The organism is Stutzerimonas stutzeri (genome assembly GCF_038561965.1).
Lineage (GTDB): Bacteria > Pseudomonadota > Gammaproteobacteria > Pseudomonadales > Pseudomonadaceae > Stutzerimonas > Stutzerimonas stutzeri_AA.
On the sequence record NZ_CP139348.1, the window covers coordinates 3,371,053 to 3,385,696 of the forward strand.

Sequence of the window (14,644 nt, forward strand, 5' to 3'; positions counted from 1 at the left end):
CGGCCCATCCGAAGAAGTCCCATGCTCATACCCCACGACCAGCTTGAACCGGACACCCTGACCCGCCTCATTGAAGATTTCGTCACCCGCGACGGCACTGACAACGGCGATGAAACCCCGCTTGAAACCCGCGTGACACGGGTACGCCGAGCACTGGACAAGGGTGAAGCGGTGATCGTGTTCGATGCCGACAGTCAGCAATGCCAGCTGGCACTCAGACGCGACGTGCCGCGCGAGTGGCTGGGCTGAGCGCGTCGGCAGGCGTCAGATTCAATCAGCCAAACAGGCCGCTTTCCCGCTCCCAGGCACAGCGCATGCGCAGGTCGCTCTGTTGCGGACTGTGGCTGCCCGCATCGGTCTGCCAGCGAAAGGTGTGCGTGCCGTTGAGTTCGGTTTCCAGGTGCACCACGGCGCTGGTCCAGTACAGCTGCTTGAGCAGCTCCTCGAAGCGCTGGACCCAGAGCGTCCACTCGTATTCCACCGCGCGGTAGCTGGCGCCGAAGTGGATGACCTGGGTCTGATAAAGGCCCAGTTCCTCGTTACGACAGAAGGAAAACATCTCGCGTCCGATGAAGGGCCAGGCTTCGCCCTGCGGCAGCGCCTGGACCGCAGCGAGGTTGTTCGCCCGTCGTTGACGGCACTGCTCGGGGTCGGCGGAAGGCCAGTCACGGATGCAGCCATAGACGATGGACTCAGACTCCACTCGAAACTCCGGAAACGCGGGGACGGGACACAACGGCGAGCTTTCTAGCACAGCCCGGCGGGCGGGTCACCCGCGGCTTGGGAAGTGGTGAAACAGGCCACAGCCTGAGCGTTTTAGCCGCCCGTGTGTCGAGGCCGCAAGCGCATCGCCAGTAGCGACATGCACGCAGCCATGCTCGTCAGTACCAGGAACGGCATACGGTAGTCACCCGCCAGGTCGCGCCCGAGTCCGGCGAGCACCGGCGTCAGGCAGGCAAGGCAGTAGCCGGTGCAGAGCATCATCGCGGTGAGCCGGCTGACCGCCAGCGGCGTGCTGGCTTCGTACATCGGCGAGATCAGCGCCAGGGAAAAGGTACCGTTGAGCGCGACACCGAGCAGCATGCAGACCAGCAGCGGCTGCCAGTTCGGCGCCAAGGCGATCAGCGCCAGACATAGCGTCGCCAGCACACCGCAGGCCGCCATGATCCGATGCCGGTTGCCCAGCCGCTGCGCCAGCCACGGCATGGCAAAAGCACTGGGCAGGCCGATGAGCATGAAGGCGCTGAAGAACGCATTGCTTTGCAGCAGGCTGTAACCAACCTCGTGATAACGCGCCACCAACCAGGTAGCCAACGCATAGAACAACCCGGCCTGCAGGGCGAAATAAATGCTCAGCAGCCAGGCCCGCGGTTCCGTCCAGGGCAGCCCGGCACGACTGTCGCTGGCGGTTTCCGGCTGGTTGGGCAGCCGCAACCAGATCAGCAATGCTGCCAGTGCCGGCAACGCCCATAGCGCGAGACCACGCGTCCACTCCTGCCCCATCGCTTCGGTGGCCGGTGCTGTCACCACTACCCCGAGGGTGCCGCCGACCGCCATGCTCAGCGAATACCACGCCGCCGTCTGGCCCATGCGTTCGAGGAAGTAACGTTTGATAAAGCCGGACAACAGCGGCCCGGCAACGGCGATCCCCGCACCGACCAGTCCGGCGGTAGCGATCAGCAGTGCTGCGCTATGGCCGAACAACCGCAGCAGCAACGCCGCACCGATCAGACCGAGACACATCGCAATGCTGCGCTCAAGCCCGAAGCGCACGGCCAGCCGCGGCGCCAATGGCGCCAGCAGGCCCATCAGCAGAACCGGCAAGGCGGTGGTCAGGCTGATCAGCCCACGGGATAGCGAGAGTTCTTCGGCGATGCGTTCGATCAGCGGAGCGAAGGAAGTAATGCCAGGACGCAGGTTGATCGCAGCCAGCACCAGGGCCAGCATCAACAGTCCGCGGGAGGGGAATTTCACAAGCGATCCATAGGGTTACGGCAAAAAAAGCCGGACAGGCAACCCTACTCCCCACCCTCCCCTGAAGCAACCGCACCGGCCGCCGAGGCGGCCGGCCACCTCAGAGAGCCTTGCTCTTGGCGCGCTTCTTCTCGGCCAGCAGGGCCATTTCGTCGTAGATCGCCTGCGGATTCTGCTGCTTGACCTTCCAGGCCATGCGGCCCTCATCGTGCGGCAGGATCATGAATTCGCCCTTGGCGACCTGCTGGTGAATGTAGTCGGCGATATCTGCCGCGCTGATCGGCGAGGACTCCAGCAGCTTGCCGATCTGCGCTTTCACGTTCGGCGTCGGGCCACGGAACGAGTCCAGCAGATTGGTCTGGAAGAACGACGGGCAAACCACGTGCACACCGACTTCGACCTGGCGCAGCTCCACCAGCAGGCTCTCCGAAAGCGCCACCACGCCAGCCTTCGCCACGTTGTAGTTGCTCATGCCCGGCGCCTGCATCAGTGCCGCCATCGAGGCGATGTTGATGATCTTGCCCTTGCTCTTCTGCACCAGCGGCAGGAACGCCTTGCAGCCCTTGACCACGCCCATCAGGTTGATCGCGATCTGCCATTCCCAGTCTTCCAGCGACAGCTCGTCGAAGAAGCCGCCAGAGGCCACGCCGGCATTGTTAACCACGACGTCGATGCCGCCGAGCTTCTCCTCGCAGGCCTGGGCGAAGGCGATCAGCTGGCTGTAGTCACGCACGTCGCAGCGCATCGTGAAGCCGTCACCGCCCGCTTCGCGGACCAGCTTCAGGGTTTCCGCCAAGCCGCCTTCATTGACATCGGAAAGCGCCAGCTGCCAGCCGTCACGCGCCCAGCGCAGGGCAATCTCGCGACCGAGTCCGGAGCCGGCACCGGTAATCATCATGCGGTTGTGCATTGTTCTGCTGCCTTTTGTTGTTCGGTAGTGGCAGCGAGTCTAGCGAATGCCAGGGTACGGACCGGCATCCATCAGACTGATGAATGCCCTTGGCAAACCCGCGCCTCATGGGGCTGACCGCGCGGTTCCGGGCAGGCAATATGGCGGCAGCATGGGCTTGTTGCAGCCTCACGAATTGTCTGCGCCACGAATAAAAAGGGCAGCCCGAGGGCTGCCCTTTTTATTTCCGGCGACCGGATCAGTGCGCGACGGCACCGGTGGCTCCCAGGCCGGTCTGCGAACGGACGAACTGGGCGAAGAAGCGCTCACGCTCCTCGCCGGCCCGCTTGGACTTATCGGTGACCGAAAAGAACCAGATGCCGGTGAAGGCTGCAGTCATCGAGAACAGCGCCGGATACTTGTAGGGGAAGATCGCCTCGGCGAAGCCGAATACGTCGACCCATACGGTCGGGCTGATGATGGTCAGCAGCAGCGCGGTGAACAGCCCCAGCGAGCCGCCGAGCAGCGCACCACGAGTGCTCAGCCCTTTCCAGTACATGGAAAGGAACAGCACCGGGAAGTTACAGCTGGCAGCGATGGAGAACGCCAGGCCGACCATGAATGCGATGTTCTGCTTCTCGAAGATGATACCCAGCAGAATCGCCACCACGCCCAGGGTCAGGGTGGTCAGCTTGGTCACACGCATCTCGTCCTCTTCCCGTGCCTTGCCCTGCTTGATCACGCAGGCATAAAGGTCATGGGAAACAGCCGACGCACCAGCCAGCGTCAGCCCCGCCACAACGGCGAGGATGGTGGCGAAGGCAACCGCCGAGATGAAGCCAAGGAACAGGTTGCCGCCCACGGCGCTGGCCAGGTGGATGGCGACCATGTTGGTGCCGCCGACGATAGCGCCAGTGACGTCCTTGAACTCCGGGTTGGTGCTGACCAGCAGGATCGCGCCGAAGCCGATGATAAAGGTCAGGATATAGAAGTAGCCGATGAAGCCGGTGGCGTAGAACACGCTCTTGCGCGCTTCCTTGGCGTCGGACACGGTGAAGAAGCGCATCAGGATATGCGGCAGCCCAGCGGTCCCGAACATCAGCGCCAGACCGAGCGAGATCGCCGAGATCGGGTCGGATACCAGGCCGCCGGGGCTCATGATCTGCGCGCCCTTCTCATGGATCTTCACCGCTTCGGCGAACAGGCTACCGAAGTCGAAGCCGACGCTCTTCATCACCATGACGGCCATGAAGCTCGCACCCGACAGCAGCAGGACTGCCTTGATGATCTGCACCCAGGTGGTCGCCAGCATGCCGCCGAACAGCACGTACATCACCATCAGCACGCCGACCAGCACCACCGCGACGTAGTAGTCCAGACCGAACAGCAACTGGATCAGCTTGCCGGCGCCGACCATCTGCGCGATCAGGTAGAAGGCCACCACGATCAGCGAGCCGAATGCCGAGAGCAGACGAATCTGCGTCTGACCGAGGCGGTATGACGCCACGTCGGAGAAGGTGAACTTGCCCAGGTTGCGCAAGCGCTCAGCCATCAGGAAGAGAATGATTGGCCAGCCGACGAGGAAGCCGATGGAATAGATCAGACCGTCGTAGCCACTGGTGTAGACCAGCGCAGAAATGCCGAGGAAGGACGCGGCCGACATGAAGTCACCAGCGATCGCCAAGCCGTTCTGGAAACCGGTGATGCTGCCTCCAGCGGTGTAGTAGTCGGCGGTGGACGTGTTGCGCTTCGCCGCCCACTTGGTGATGCCCATGGTGAATGCGATGAACACCACGAACATGATGATGGCGGTGTAGTTGGTGGCCTGCTTCTCGACCTCGCCGGTAATGGCGTCGGCAAGGAGCGCAGGCGAGACTGCCAGCAGTAAGGCAGCCGTCAGAAAACGCAGGATCATTATTGCTGTGCCTCGTTGAGGATTTCCTGGGTGATGCGATCGAACTCACCGTTGGCACGCTGCACATAGACACCGGTCAGGATGAAGGCCATGAAGATCACACCAACGCCCACCGGGATGCCCCAGGTGGTGACGGTACCCGCAGAAAGCGGAATGCCGAGAACCTGCGGCTCGAAAGCGATCAGCAGGATGAACGCCAGGTAGGCGCCGAGCATGACGGCCGACAGCAGCCAGGCGAAACGCCCGCGCTTGGCAACCAGCTCTTGGAAACGCGGGTTGGCATAGATCTGCCGGTAAACATTTTCGTTGTTCATTGGAATCTGTCTCCACGGTCACTACCCCCTGGTGGGAGCAGGGCGGCTACTTTAGGCTCGGGTAATCCGAACACCACCCGACTTTGGTCTCAATGCGAATCTCTGAAACGACCGTCGTAGAGCCTTCACGTCACGCGATCCGGGGCTTTGCAACAATTCCAAACATAAATAGTGTGGCGCTATGTCGCACATGCAAAACGTTGATTTCCGACATTGCCACGCCTCGGCCAGACTGTACGAACTGAGAATAGTTCTCGATCAGACAAGGAGGCGTGCCATGCTCAAGACCGTGACGTTCACCCTGATGCATTTCTGCATCGCCTTTTCAGTCACCTATGCACTGACTGGCAGCATCGCCATCGGCGGGCTGGTAGCAACTGTCGAACCGCTGTGCAATTCGGTTGGCTTCTACTTCCATGAAAAGGTCTGGCAGCGTTTTGAACGCATACCTGAACGCGCACAGGCCATCCCGAAGCACGCCTGGCTGCACCACCAGGCGTGACGCCAGATCAGGCAGGATTGACCTGCACCGGCTCGACAGCATCTGTCGAGTCGTCGTCATTTCCATGCATAAACAGGGATCGAATCAGCAGCGGTGCTGCCATAGTGATGTTGGCTTGCAGTGTGCGAGCTGATTCAGTTCTGATTGGAACGGGCGGCACGCCAAGCGCTGCCGCCTCGCTACGGGCCGCGAACGGCCTGTTATGGAGAAGTACCATGCAGCTGTTGTTGCGCCTGTTCGCCTTTTTCGTCGTGGCCGTTGCACCGGTCCACGCCGCCGACCTCAGCGTCGAGGAATACGGCTATCCCCTGGCCAACCCGTTCGAAGCCACGATCGCAGGTACGCCAGCGGAGCTGCGTGCAGACGTGCCGAGCGATGACGCTATCGACCAGTCCGATTACAGCTTGCGCTTGCGTCCGGAGCGAGAGTTCACCCTGCCGGACAACTTCTGGCCGGTGAAAAAGCTGCGCTATCGACTGGCCCGCCAGCGCGGCCCAGCACCGCTGATGTTCATCATCTCCGGGACGGGAGCAAGCTATTCCGCAGGCAAGACCGAAGCGCTGAAACGCCTGTTCTACGGCGCTGGCTATCACGTGGTTCAGCTATCCTCGCCAACCAGTTACGACTTCATGTCCGCGGCCTCGCGCTATGCAACGCCCGGCATCAGCAGCGACGACGCCAAGGACCTGTACCGGGTCATGCAGGCCGTTCGCGCGCAACAGCACAAGCTGCAAGTGACCGAATACCACCTCACCGGCTACAGTCTCGGTGCGCTGAATGCGGCGTTCGTCAGCCATCTGGACGAAACGCGGCGTAGCTTCAACTTCAAACGCGTCCTGCTGCTGAACCCGCCGGTCAACCTATACACCTCGGTCGGCAACCTCGACAAGCTGGTACAGACCCGGGTCGAGGGAATCAACGACAACACCACGTTTTACGAAGTAATCCTCGAAAAGCTCACCCGCTACTATCAGCAGAAGGGCTACATCGACCTCGACGAAGCCATGCTCTATGACTTCCAGCAGTCGACGCTCAAGCTCAGCGACGAGCAGATGGCAATGTTGATCGGCTCGGTTTTCCGTTTCTCCGCTGCCGATATCACGTTCACCTCTGATCTGATCAACCGCCGCGGGTTGATCACACCGCAGGATTATCCGATCGATCAGGGCACTCGCCTGGAACCGTTTTTCAAGCGCGCCCTGTTATGCAGCTTCGACTGCTACATCACCGAACAGGTGATACCGATGTGGCGCGCACAGTCCGACGGCGGCAGCCTGACGCAGCTGATCCAGCAGGTCAGCCTGTATGCACTCGAAGACTACCTGCGCCAGAGCCCGAAGATCGCCGTCATGCACAACGCCGATGACGTCATTCTCGGCAGTGGGGATATCGGCTTTTTGCGCCGCACCTTCGGTGATCGCCTGACTCTCTATCCGCGAGGCGGCCACTGCGGCAACCTCAGCTATCGTGTCAATGCTCAACATATGCTGGAGTTCTTCCGTGGCTAAAGGAATGCTGCTGCCGTTACTCCTGGCCAGTGGCTTGGCCTTCGCTGATACACCAACGGTCGATGAGGATGGCTTTACCCATCCGCTGCGCAATCTCGAGTTCAACCCAGGGCTGGACCAACGCGAATTCGAGCGCGCCACTTTCCAGGCACTGGACGTGTACGACCCGTTCGAGCCGGTCAACCGACGCATTTACCATTTCAACTACCGGCTCGATCAGTGGGTCATGTTGCCGGTGGTGCGCGGCTATCGCTACGTCACGCCGCAGCCCGTGCGCACCGGGGTTAGCAACTTCTTCAGCAACCTGGGTGAAGTACCGACGTTGTTCAACAGCCTCGCGCAGTTCAAAGGCCAGCGTGCAGCAAACGCGACGGCGCGCTTTCTGTTCAATACCATTCTCGGCGTCGGCGGCGTCTGGGACCCGGCGACCCGTATGGGTCTACCGCGCCAGAGCGAAGACTTCGGCCAGACGCTTGGCTATTGGGGCGTTCCCCAGGGACCGTATCTGATCCTGCCTGCCCTTGGCCCGTCGAATCTGCGCGACGCCACCGGCCGCGTGGCCGATTTCGCCATCGAACGGCAGGTGGAATTTCTGCAGTACTCCGAGACCACCGGCGGAGAACTGAGCCTCACGGCGCTGCGTGCCATCAACGCGCGGCACGTCACCAGCTTTCGCTATGGTCAGCTCAATTCGCCTTTCGAGTACGAAAAGGTTCGCTACGTCTACAGCCGCGCGCGGGAGCTGCTAGTCGAAGAATAATCTAAAAAGAAGATTGATTAGAGCGATAATACGCAACCATTGATCGAAGCAGCCCGCCTATCCTTGGCTCATTCAACCAGGAGGCATCGATCATGTCCCAACGGGAAATTCTTTCCATCACCACCGGCCGGCCCACCTCCGATGGCGCCGGCGTCAGCCTGACCCGGGTCTTCGGCGGGGCTGCACCAGAGCGGTTCGACCCGTTTTTGATGCTCGATGAGTTCGGTTCGAACGACCCGGACGAGTACATCGCCGGGTTTCCGCCACACCCGCACCGCGGCTTCGAAACCATCACCTACATGCTCGAAGGGCGCATGCGCCACGAGGACCACATGGGCAATGTCGGGTTGCTGGAAAGCGGCGGCGTGCAATGGATGACTGCGGCGCGTGGCGTAATCCACAGCGAGATGCCGGAACAGCAGGAAGGCAGCATGCGCGGCTTCCAGCTGTGGCTGAACCTGCCCGCCCACGCCAAGCTCGGTGACCCAGACTACCGAGACTTCGCACCCGCAGAAATCCCGCAGCTGAGCTTCGAAGGCGGCGCGCAGGCCAAAATCATTGCCGGAACATTGAAGGTGGGCAACGTCGAGCAACAAGGCATCATGCAAAGACCGGATACCGAGCCCTATCTGTTTGATCTGCATTTGCCAGCAGGCAGCACTTTGTCTCCGCAAATTCCGGACGGGCACCTGTTACTGCTGTACATCTACGAGGGAGAGCTGCAGGTCGGCGATCGGCCGGTCGGCAAAGGCCAGCTGGTGCGCCTGTCGGAACAGGGCGAGCTGCGGTTGCATAGCGAGCCCGGCACGCGACTGATACTGCTGGCCGGCCGGCCGCTGAGAGAACCCATCGTGCAGTACGGCCCATTCGTGATGAACAGTCGTGAGGAGATAGAGCAGGCATTGCGAGATTTTCGCGATGGGACGCTGGCTTGAGCCGCGCTCTTGGATCAACGCAAACCACTGACCTGACGCAGCCGTACGGTGGGCTTCAGCCCACCAGATACGAACACCGGCAGCAGCGCTAAAGCTCGGCCAATAACCCTGTTGTACTGCAGAGCGATAGGCCGGATTCAGCCCACGGCCACTACATAGCCGACTTTTTCTTTCTCGTCTTATACAGGCTGCGCTCACCTGCGGGTCGTGTCTTGAAGCGGCGATGCGCCCACAGATACTGCTCCGGCAATGCGCTGACTGCCTCCTCAATCCACTGATTGATCCGCAGGCAATCAGCCTCTTCACTTGCGCCGGGAAAATCGTCAAGTGGTGGATGGATCACCAGGCGATACCCCGAGCCGTCCGCCAGGCGCTCCTGAGTGAACGGCACAACCTGCGCCCTGCCCAACCGGGCAAATTTGGTGGTGGCGGTGACCGTCGCGGCCTGAATGCCGAATAGCGGCACGAACAGACTCTGCTTGCGCCCGTAGTCCTGATCCGGTGCGTACCAGATCGCGCGCCCGGCGCGCAGTACCTTGAGCATGGCGCGCACGTCCTCGCGCTCGATTGCGCTGGCGTCGCGGTTATGCCGCTCGCGCCCGCGGCGCTGGACGAAGTCGAAAACCGGATTCTTGTGCTCGCGATACATGCCGTCGATGGTATGTCGCTGACTGAGCAGCGCCGCACCGATCTCCAGCGTGGTGAAATGCAGCGCCATCAGAATTACCCCCCGCCCTGCGGCTTGGGCCTGCTGCAGATGCTCGAGACCCTCGATCCGAGCCAGGCGCTGTAGCCGTGCCTGCGGCCACCACCAGCTCATGGCCATCTCGAAGAAGGCGATGCCGTTAGAGGCAAAGTTCTCACGTAGCAGACGTTCGCGTTGTTCCTGGCTGAGCTCAGGAAAGCACAGCTCCAGGTTGCGCCGGGCGATGTAGCGCCGCGAACTGGCGAAACAGAACATAAGCGCGCCAAGACCGCGCCCCATTTTCAACAACAGCGGATAGGGCAACTGCACCAGCAGCCAGAGCAGGCCCAAGCCCAGCCATAGCGGCCAGAAGCGCGGGTGCAGGAAGTACGCACGAAACTGAGGACGGTCCATGAATAGCTCGACAACCGATGAAGCGACGCATTCTAGCGGCAAAAGCCCGCATTGACCGAGCCTCGACGTGGTGGTGTTCGTTCCGCAGGCCGTCGGCCGGGTTGCAGGCAGCGGCGCTCCCCGCTATAAGTCCTCGCCATTTACCGCAGCAGACAGACCATGAGCCAAGCCGACCTCACCGATCAGTCCCCAGCCTTCCAGCTCAAGGGCAGCATGCTCGCCATCACTGTGCTGGAACTTGCCAGCAATGATATCGAGCGCCTCGACGAGCAACTCGCGGCCAAGGTCGAGCAGGCACCGGACTTCTTCAACAACACACCGCTGGTGCTAGCACTGGACAAGCTGCCGGAGTCGGCCCGCGAAATCGATATCGCCGCGCTGGTCAGCCTGTGCCGCAAGCATCGCCTGCGCACCCTAGCGCTGCGAGCCAGCGAACCTGTGCATCTAGAAGCGGCAGCGGTGCTCGATCTCCCCGTGTTGCCACCTTCCGGCGCGCGCGAACGCCAGGTGGACCTGGGTTCGAAAACCCCGCCGAAGCCTGCCGAGCCGGTCTATCGCCCAACCCGCGTCGTCACCACGCCCATCCGCGGCGGTCAGCAGGTCTATGCGCAAGGGGGCGACCTTATCGTTCTTGCTCCCGTGAGCCCCGGCGCGGAACTTCTCGCCGATGGCAACATCCATGTCTACGGCCCACTTCGCGGTCGCGCTCTGGCTGGTATCAAGGGCGACACCACCGCGCGGATTTTTTGTCAGCAGCTCGCGGCCGAAATGGTATCCATCGCCGGTCAGTACAAGGTCGCCGAGGACCTGCGACGCGAACCTCTCTGGGCTGAAGCGGTGCAGATCAGCCTCTCTGGCGACGTGTTGAACATCACCCGCCTTTAACGGATACTGCCGCCAATTTTCAAGGACCAAACGGGCAATCCCGACGCTGAAACCGGCGGAAGGTCCCGATTTTTTCAATTTTTAGGGTGAATCACCTTGGCCAAGATCATCGTAGTCACTTCCGGCAAAGGTGGCGTTGGTAAAACCACCACCAGCGCCGCCATCGGCACCGGCCTCGCTCTGCGCGGCCACAAGACCGTCATCGTCGATTTCGACGTAGGTCTGCGGAACCTCGACTTGATCATGGGCTGCGAGCGCCGGGTGGTTTATGACTTCGTCAATGTCATCAATGGCGACGCATCCCTGACCCAGGCCCTGATCAAAGACAAGCGCCTGGAGAACCTTTTCGTGCTGGCTGCCAGCCAGACCCGCGACAAGGACGCGCTGACTCAAGAGGGCGTAGGCAAGGTCATCGAAGAACTGGCCAAGAACTTCGAGTACGTTATCTGCGACTCGCCGGCCGGTATCGAGAAGGGCGCGCACCTGGCCATGTATTTCGCCGACGAGGCGATCGTCGTGACCAACCCAGAAGTGTCCTCGGTACGTGACTCCGACCGCATGCTGGGCCTACTGGCGAGCAAGTCGCGCCGCGCCGAAGGCGGCGAGGAACCGATCAAGGAACATCTGTTGCTGACCCGCTACAACCCCGAGCGCGTTACCAAGGGCGAAATGCTCGGCGTCGAAGACGTCGAGGAAATCCTTTCCATCCGCCTGCTCGGCGTGATCCCAGAATCGCAGGCGGTGCTGAAGGCGTCCAACCAGGGCATCCCGGTGATCCTCGATGACCAGAGCGATGCTGGTCAGGCCTATAGCGACGCCGTCGACCGCCTGCTTGGCAAGGAAGTCGTGCACCGCTTCCTCGACGTCAAGAAGCCAGGCTTCCTGCAACGACTTTTCGGAGGCCGCGAATGAACCTCTTAGACTTCTTCCGTGAACGCAAGAAGAAGGAAACCCCAGCCGCGATCGCTAAAGAGCGCCTGCAGATAATCGTTGCCCATGAACGTGGACAGCGCACCGAGCCGGATTACCTGCCGGCCCTGCAGAAGGAACTGGTCGAGGTGATCCGCAAGTACGTCAACATCGACAGCGATCAGGTCCAGGTCGCACTTGAAGATCAGGGCAGCTGCTCGATTCTAGAACTCAATATCACCCTGCCGGATCGCTGAGCGACACCGGCGTACAGAAACGGCGGCCCACGGGTCGCCGTCTTCGTTTGTGGAAAAGCGAATGCCTCTTAGCGCTATCGAGATCGTCCACCAGGACGCCGCCCTGCTGTTGATCAACAAGCCGACCCTGCTGCTTTCCGTCCCAGGCCGCGCCGAAGACAACCGTGACTGCCTGGTGACCCGTCTGCAGGAAAACGGGTACCCCGAAGCCCGCATCGTGCATCGCCTGGATTGGGAAACCTCCGGGCTTATCGTGCTCGCCCGCGACGCCGATTCGCACCGCGAACTGTCCCGCCAGTTTCATGATCGCGAAACGGAAAAGGCCTACACCGCGCTGTGCTGGGGCCAGCCCGAACAGGACAGCGGCAGCATCGATCTGCCACTGCGTTACGACCCGCCGACCAAACCGCGCCACGTGGTCGACCACGAACTGGGCAAGCATGCGCTGACGTTCTGGCGTGTACTCGAACGCTGTGGCGATTTCAGCCGCATCGAGCTGACGCCAATCACCGGGCGCTCCCACCAATTGCGAGTCCATATGCTGTCGATCGGGCATCCGCTGCTCGGCGATCGCTTGTACGCCCACGAGCAAGCCCTGCAGGCTCATGAACGCCTGTGCCTGCATGCCAGCATGTTAACCCTGACCCATCCGCAGACCGGTGAGCGCCTGTGTTTCGAGTGCCCGGCACCGTTTTGATGGACCGCTTTCTCGACGCCACTAAGGGCGCACCAGAGCACCCCAGCCTGCGAAAAGCGCTCGATCTGTGGTGCGGACCTGCCAGCAAAGCGCTGGATTTGGGTTGTGGCGCAGGGCGTGACAGCCTCGCCCTGCTGCGTGCTGGATGGGAGGTCGTTGCGCTCGACCAGTCCGTCGATGCGCTGGATGCCCTCTGCGTGCAGGCTGACTCCAGCATGGCCGGCACACTCACAACGTTGTGCCAGCCTTTCGAAGACAACACACCGCTGCCTGCGGTCGATCTGGCAAACGCAAGCTTCGCGCTGCCATTCTGCAAGCCAGAGGCCTTCACTGACTGCTGGGCGCGGATAACCGAATGCCTGAACAAGGGTGGCTTATTCGCCGGCCATTTCTTCGGTCCGCGCGATAGCTGGGCGGCCAAGGATCACACCACCATCCACAGTCATGAGCAGCTGTTGCGACAGTTCGAAAGCTGGGCGCTGCTGGAGCTCAACGAATTCGAATTCGACGGCAAGACCGCGATCGGTCGAAGCAAACACTGGCACCTGTTCGAAGTCATTGCCCGCCGCAGCTGAGTATTCCGTTCAGTGGGGCACTGCAGCGGCGCATTGCGATGGGATAGACTTCGTGACCTGGCAGTCCGGAGTCCGAAATGCGCAAAGCTCTCAACCAAGGCCTGATTGAATATCTGCAGGCATCCCCTACCCCGTTCCATGCCACCGAAAACCTTGCCCAGGCGCTGCAAGCCGCAGGCTACCGCGCGCTGGACGAGCGAGAGGTTTGGCATACCGAGGCCGGCGGGCGTTATTACGTCACCCGTAACGACTCGGCAATCATTGCCTTCCAATTGGGCAGCAAGCCGCTCGTCGAGCACGGGCTTCGCTTGGTTGGTGCTCATACCGACAGCCCATGCCTGCGGGTAAAGCCGCAACCGGAACTGCAGCGCCAGGGCTTCTGGCAACTCGGCGTGGAGGTGTATGGCGGTGCGCTGCTTGCCCCCTGGTTCGACCGCGACTTGTCCCTGGCCGGGCGCGTCACCTATAGCCGAGATGGCCGTATCGAAAGCCAGCTGATCAACTTCAAGGTGCCGATCGCGACGGTACCGAACCTGGCGATCCACCTGAACCGGGAAGCCAATCAGGGCTGGGCGATCAACGCCCAGAACGAGCTACCGCCGATCCTTGCGCAGATCGCCAGCCAGGAAAGCCCAGATTTCCGCGCACTGCTGGCCGATCAGCTCGGGCGTGAGCATGGTCTGGTAGCCGATGTGGTACTGGACTTCGAACTGAGCTTCTTCGATACCCAAGCTGCCGCGGTCATTGGTCTGCATGGCGACTTTATCGCCGGTGCGCGCCTGGACAACCTGCTCTCGTGCTTCGCCGGGTTGCAGGCCTTGCTGAACGCCGATCCCGAGCATAGCTGTGTGTTGGTCTGCACCGACCACGAGGAAGTCGGCTCCACTTCGCTATGCGGCGCTGACGGCCCTTTCCTTGAGCAGGTGCTGCGCCGCCTGCTGCCGGATGAAGATGACTTCCAGCGCACCATCAGCCATTCCCTGCTGATCTCTGCCGACAACGCCCATGCCGTGCACCCCAACTATCCCGACAAGCACGACGGCAACCACGGCCCCAAGCTCAATGCTGGCCCGGTAATCAAGGTCAATAACAATCAGCGCTACGCCACCAACAGCGAAACCGCGGGATATTTCCGCCATCTCTGTCTGGAGAACGAAGTGCCGGTGCAAAGCTTCGTCACCCGCAGCGATATGGGCTGCGGCTCGACCATCGGCCCGATCACGGCAAGCCAGTTGGGTGTGCGCACAGTCGATATCGGCCTGCCGACCTTCGCCATGCATTCGATTCGAGAGCTAGCCGGAAGCCAGGATCTGGCGCATCTGGTCAAGGTACTGACCGCCTTCTATAACAGCAGCCAGCTGCCCTGAGCTGGATCACGCGACGAGCAGGCCCCCTGCTCATCGCGCGTTGATCAATCGACCAATG

General features: G+C 61.4%; 17 protein-coding genes. 11 read left to right on the top strand and 6 right to left on the bottom strand.

Annotation, left to right across the window (positions count from 1 at the left end):
* Positions 1–21: 21 nt before the first annotated feature.
* A complete protein-coding gene (locus SM130_RS15290) occupies positions 22–249 on the top strand; it encodes a YheU family protein (protein WP_102825188.1) in 228 nt (75 codons plus the stop codon).
* Between the two features lie 25 nt (positions 250–274).
* Here the strand turns inward: SM130_RS15290 and SM130_RS15295 are convergent, their stop codons facing one another.
* The 5 genes from SM130_RS15295 to SM130_RS15315 all read right to left on the bottom strand — a co-directional run bounded on the left by SM130_RS15295 (position 275) and on the right by SM130_RS15315 (position 5,092).
* A complete protein-coding gene (locus SM130_RS15295; RefSeq protein WP_102825187.1) occupies positions 275–703 on the bottom strand; it encodes a hypothetical protein in 429 nt (142 codons plus the stop codon).
* A gap of 113 nt (positions 704–816) precedes the next feature.
* On the bottom strand, positions 817–1,947 hold the full coding sequence (locus SM130_RS15300; RefSeq protein ID WP_102825186.1) for a CynX/NimT family MFS transporter: 1,131 nt from the start codon (positions 1,945–1,947) through the stop codon (positions 817–819).
* 127 nt (positions 1,948–2,074) lie between these two features.
* Positions 2,075–2,884, bottom strand: a complete 810-nt coding sequence (locus SM130_RS15305; protein WP_102825185.1) for an SDR family oxidoreductase — start codon at positions 2,882–2,884, stop codon at positions 2,075–2,077.
* Positions 2,885–3,122: 238 nt separating this feature from the next.
* Positions 3,123–4,778 (bottom strand): cation acetate symporter, encoded by a 1,656-nt coding sequence (locus tag SM130_RS15310; RefSeq protein WP_102825184.1) that lies wholly within the window; start codon positions 4,776–4,778, stop codon positions 3,123–3,125.
* The gene (locus SM130_RS15315; RefSeq protein ID WP_102825183.1) at positions 4,778–5,092 is read right to left on the bottom strand and encodes a DUF485 domain-containing protein; all 315 of its coding nucleotides are present in this window, start codon (positions 5,090–5,092) and stop codon (positions 4,778–4,780) included. Before SM130_RS15315 ends, SM130_RS15310 begins: the two co-directional genes overlap by 1 nt.
* A 277-nt stretch (positions 5,093–5,369) precedes the next feature.
* Here SM130_RS15315 and SM130_RS15320 point away from each other — a divergent pair, with 277 nt between their 5' ends.
* The 4 genes from SM130_RS15320 to SM130_RS15335 all read left to right on the top strand — a co-directional run bounded on the left by SM130_RS15320 (position 5,370) and on the right by SM130_RS15335 (position 8,797).
* Positions 5,370–5,594, top strand: coding sequence for a DUF2061 domain-containing protein (locus SM130_RS15320; protein ID WP_102825182.1), 225 nt, complete (start codon positions 5,370–5,372; stop codon positions 5,592–5,594).
* 215 nt (positions 5,595–5,809) lie between these two features.
* Positions 5,810–7,102, top strand: a complete 1,293-nt coding sequence (locus SM130_RS15325) for a serine/threonine protein kinase (protein ID WP_102825181.1) — start codon at positions 5,810–5,812, stop codon at positions 7,100–7,102.
* 4 nt (positions 7,103–7,106) lie between these two features.
* On the top strand, positions 7,107–7,862 hold the full coding sequence (locus SM130_RS15330) for an MlaA family lipoprotein (RefSeq protein ID WP_102825180.1): 756 nt from the start codon (positions 7,107–7,109) through the stop codon (positions 7,860–7,862).
* A 92-nt stretch (positions 7,863–7,954) separates the two neighbouring features.
* Positions 7,955–8,797 (top strand): pirin family protein, encoded by an 843-nt coding sequence (locus tag SM130_RS15335; RefSeq protein WP_102825179.1) that lies wholly within the window; start codon positions 7,955–7,957, stop codon positions 8,795–8,797.
* 151 nt (positions 8,798–8,948) lie between these two features.
* Here the strand turns inward: SM130_RS15335 and SM130_RS15340 are convergent, their stop codons facing one another.
* Complete coding sequence (locus tag SM130_RS15340; protein WP_102825178.1) at positions 8,949–9,896, bottom strand: lipid A biosynthesis lauroyl acyltransferase; 948 nt, start codon at positions 9,894–9,896, stop codon at positions 8,949–8,951.
* Between the two features lie 159 nt (positions 9,897–10,055).
* Between SM130_RS15340 and minC the strand changes: the two genes are divergently transcribed.
* From minC to SM130_RS15370, 6 genes are all read left to right on the top strand, one after another.
* Positions 10,056–10,781: a septum site-determining protein MinC gene (gene minC, locus SM130_RS15345; RefSeq protein ID WP_102825177.1), complete on the top strand. Its 726-nt coding sequence runs from the start codon at positions 10,056–10,058 to the stop codon at positions 10,779–10,781.
* A gap of 96 nt (positions 10,782–10,877) precedes the next feature.
* Positions 10,878–11,693 (top strand): septum site-determining protein MinD, encoded by an 816-nt coding sequence (gene minD, locus SM130_RS15350; RefSeq protein WP_102825176.1) that lies wholly within the window; start codon positions 10,878–10,880, stop codon positions 11,691–11,693.
* Positions 11,690–11,947 (top strand): cell division topological specificity factor MinE, encoded by a 258-nt coding sequence (gene minE / locus SM130_RS15355; RefSeq protein ID WP_102825175.1) that lies wholly within the window; start codon positions 11,690–11,692, stop codon positions 11,945–11,947. The genes minD and minE overlap by 4 nt, the downstream gene beginning before the upstream one ends.
* A 61-nt stretch (positions 11,948–12,008) precedes the next feature.
* A complete protein-coding gene (locus SM130_RS15360) occupies positions 12,009–12,644 on the top strand; it encodes an RluA family pseudouridine synthase (RefSeq protein WP_102825174.1) in 636 nt (211 codons plus the stop codon).
* A complete protein-coding gene (locus tag SM130_RS15365) occupies positions 12,644–13,219 on the top strand; it encodes a class I SAM-dependent methyltransferase (protein ID WP_181019256.1) in 576 nt (191 codons plus the stop codon). Before SM130_RS15360 ends, SM130_RS15365 begins: the two co-directional genes overlap by 1 nt.
* A 77-nt stretch (positions 13,220–13,296) precedes the next feature.
* Entirely contained in the window at positions 13,297–14,586 is a 1,290-nt protein-coding gene (locus tag SM130_RS15370) for a M18 family aminopeptidase (RefSeq protein ID WP_102825172.1), read from the top strand.
* Positions 14,587–14,644 lie beyond the last annotated feature (58 nt).

What these genes read in the sequence shown, in the direction of transcription:
- SM130_RS15365 (WP_181019256.1), top strand. Translation starts at nt 12,644, where the DNA reads ATGGACCGCTTTCTCGACGCCACTAAGGGCGCACCAGAGCACCCCAGC.
- SM130_RS15360 (WP_102825174.1), top strand. Translation starts at nt 12,009, where the DNA reads ATGCCTCTTAGCGCTATCGAGATCGTCCACCAGGACGCCGCCCTGCTG.
- SM130_RS15315 (WP_102825183.1), bottom strand. Translation starts at nt 5,092, where the DNA reads ATGAACAACGAAAATGTTTACCGGCAGATCTATGCCAACCCGCGTTTC.
- SM130_RS15310 (WP_102825184.1), bottom strand. Translation starts at nt 4,778, where the DNA reads ATGATCCTGCGTTTTCTGACGGCTGCCTTACTGCTGGCAGTCTCGCCT.
- SM130_RS15305 (WP_102825185.1), bottom strand. Translation starts at nt 2,884, where the DNA reads ATGCACAACCGCATGATGATTACCGGTGCCGGCTCCGGACTCGGTCGC.
- minC (WP_102825177.1), top strand. Translation starts at nt 10,056, where the DNA reads ATGAGCCAAGCCGACCTCACCGATCAGTCCCCAGCCTTCCAGCTCAAG.
- SM130_RS15300 (WP_102825186.1), bottom strand. Translation starts at nt 1,947, where the DNA reads ATGCTGGCCCTGGTGCTGGCTGCGATCAACCTGCGTCCTGGCATTACT.
- SM130_RS15320 (WP_102825182.1), top strand. Translation starts at nt 5,370, where the DNA reads ATGCTCAAGACCGTGACGTTCACCCTGATGCATTTCTGCATCGCCTTT.
- SM130_RS15325 (WP_102825181.1), top strand. Translation starts at nt 5,810, where the DNA reads ATGCAGCTGTTGTTGCGCCTGTTCGCCTTTTTCGTCGTGGCCGTTGCA.
- SM130_RS15340 (WP_102825178.1), bottom strand. Translation starts at nt 9,896, where the DNA reads ATGGACCGTCCTCAGTTTCGTGCGTACTTCCTGCACCCGCGCTTCTGG.
- minE (WP_102825175.1), top strand. Translation starts at nt 11,690, where the DNA reads ATGAACCTCTTAGACTTCTTCCGTGAACGCAAGAAGAAGGAAACCCCA.
- SM130_RS15370 (WP_102825172.1), top strand. Translation starts at nt 13,297, where the DNA reads ATGCGCAAAGCTCTCAACCAAGGCCTGATTGAATATCTGCAGGCATCC.
- SM130_RS15290 (WP_102825188.1), top strand. Translation starts at nt 22, where the DNA reads ATGCTCATACCCCACGACCAGCTTGAACCGGACACCCTGACCCGCCTC.
- SM130_RS15335 (WP_102825179.1), top strand. Translation starts at nt 7,955, where the DNA reads ATGTCCCAACGGGAAATTCTTTCCATCACCACCGGCCGGCCCACCTCC.
- SM130_RS15330 (WP_102825180.1), top strand. Translation starts at nt 7,107, where the DNA reads ATGCTGCTGCCGTTACTCCTGGCCAGTGGCTTGGCCTTCGCTGATACA.